At 70.2% G+C, this 2,308-nt stretch carries 2 protein-coding genes; both read left to right on the forward strand.

Features of this window, described 5'->3' with window-relative positions; translation table 11 throughout:
• A partial coding sequence (locus tag G6017_RS10340) for an aldehyde dehydrogenase family protein (RefSeq protein WP_241731470.1) occupies positions 1-1,293 on the forward strand: 1,293 nt, incomplete at its 5' end.
• A gap of 7 nt (positions 1,294-1,300) precedes the next feature.
• On the forward strand, positions 1,301-2,308 hold a 1,008-nt coding region (locus tag G6017_RS10345), incomplete at its 3' end, for an oxygenase MpaB family protein (RefSeq protein ID WP_182617238.1).

The following is a 2,308-nucleotide window of genomic DNA, read 5'->3' on the forward strand; positions in this document are numbered from 1 at the left end:
GCCTCCCGCTCCGACGAGTTGGCCTCGCTCATCTCCGCCGAGACCGGCAAGCCGGACGAGGACGCGACGCTCGAGGTCATGCTCACGGTGAGCCACCTGGAGTGGGCGGCCAAGAACGCCGACAAGGTGCTGCGCCGCCGCTCGGTGTCCGCCGGACTGCTCATGAGCAACCAGGCGGCCTACGTCGAGTACCAGCCGTACGGCGTCGTCGGCGCGATCGGCCCCTGGAACTATCCCGCGTTCACCCCGATGGGCACCCTCTCCTACGCCATGGCCGCCGGCAACGCCGTGGTGTTCAAGCCCAGTGAACTCACGCCCGGAGTGGGCGTCTGGCTCGCCGAGGTGTGGAACTCGCTCGGCGCCTCCCAGCCGCTGTTCCAGACCGTCACGGGTGACGGCTCGACCGGCGCCGCGCTGTGCAGGGCGGGCGTGGACAAACTGGCGTTCACCGGGTCGGCCGCGACGGGCCGCAAGGTCATGGCCGCGTGCGCGGAGACCCTCACCCCCGTCGTCATCGAGGGCGGCGGCAAGGACGCGTTCCTGGTGGACGCCGACGCCGACCTGGACTCGGCCGTCGACCAGGCGGTCTTCGGCGCCATGGGCAACGCGGGGCAGACGTGCGCCGGCGTCGAACGGATCTACGTCCACCGGGACGTCCGGGACGCCTTCGTCCACAAGTTCACCGCGAAGGTCCGGGCGCTGACCCCCGGCACCTCGGTGACCTCCAGCTACGGCCCCATGACGCTGCCGTCCCAGATCGACATCGTCCGCCGACACGTCAAGGACGCGCTGGCCCGGGGTGGCACGGCCGTCATCGGGGGCGAGGAGTCGGTGGGGGAGCGGGTCGTCGAGCCGGTCGTGCTGGTCGACGTGCCCGAGGACTCCACGGCGATCACCGAGGAGACGTTCGGGCCGACCGTCGTCATCAACTCGGTCGCGGACCTCGAGGAGGCGGTCGAGAAGGCCAACGCCAGCAGCTACGGCCTCGGCGGCGCGATCTTCACCGGCAACCGCAAGCGGGGACTGGCGCTGGCGGAGAAGCTCGACGTGGGCATGGTGTCGGTCAACGCGTTCCTGGCCTTCGCCGGGATCCCCTCGCTCCCGTTCGGTGGGTCGGGCGACTCGGGCTTCGGCCGCATCCACGGCGCCGACGGGCTCCGGGAGTTCTCGCGGCCCAAGGCCATCACGGCACAGAAGTTCGTCGCCCCGCTCAACCTCATGACCATGACCCGCAAGCCGAGGGACATCAAGGTGGTCAAGTGGATGCTGGCCAACGTGCAGGGAAAGCTGTGATCTCCCGATGACCGCCACCGCCTCGAACAGGACGACGCCGGAGGAACTCCGGGACACGACGACGACGAGCTCCGCGGACGCGGGACGGCGCACCCTGCCCGGGGTGTTCGGACCGATCCCGTCCGAGCTGGTGGCCGACGCCGCCGTCGAGCACCCGCTCACGGCGTCGCCGCCGCTCAAGCCGGGCCGCTGGTACTGGCGGGATCTCATCGCGTCCCTCGACCCGGTCGCCGACGCAACGGAGATCCACCGCATCACCTCCTCCTACGAGTTCCCCTGGGACTACCAGCGGGCACTCGAGCTGGCCCTGTACCGCACGTACTGTGTGCCCTCGGTGTCGGCGGTCCTGGAGCAGGCCGGCCAGTTCCGCGACAACCCCCAGAAGCGGTACGACGACACCGCGTTGCTGATGGTGGAGCTGGTCGAGCACGGGTACGACTCGCCGCGCGGCAAGGAGGCGCTGCGGGTGATCAACCGCCAGCACGCGCGGTACGAGATCACCAACGACGACATGCTGTACGTGCTGTCGACGTTCATCTACGAGCCGCTGGAGTGGATCGACGCGATCGGGTGGCGGCGCCTGCACCCCCACGAGCGACTGGCCGCGTTCCACTTCTACCGCGGGGTGGGGCAGCGGATGAAGATCGCCGACATCCCGGAGGACATCGGGGAGTTCCGCCGGTGGCGTGACGACTACGAGGCCCGCACCTTCCGCTACGACCGGAACAACGAGCTCATCGGCACGTACACGCTCGATCTCATGTGTTCCTGGTATCCGGAGGCGGTCCGCCCCGCGGTCCGCAAGGTGGTCCTGTCGCTGGTGGACGACGACATGACCCGGGCCTTCGGCTTCCCGTGGCAGCCGCCGGGACGACGCAGGGCCGCGTACGCCGCGCTGCGGGCCCGGTCCGCGGTGGTCCGGTGGCTCCCGGTACGTCGACGGGCGCTGGGGTCGAGCGCGACCGAGAACCGGACCTACCCCGGGTATCCGAACGGCTACCGGCCCGCCGACCTG

It is taken from the genome of Dietzia sp. B44, from assembly GCF_014145245.1.
Classification (GTDB): Bacteria; Actinomycetota; Actinomycetes; order Mycobacteriales; family Mycobacteriaceae; genus Dietzia; species Dietzia natronolimnaea.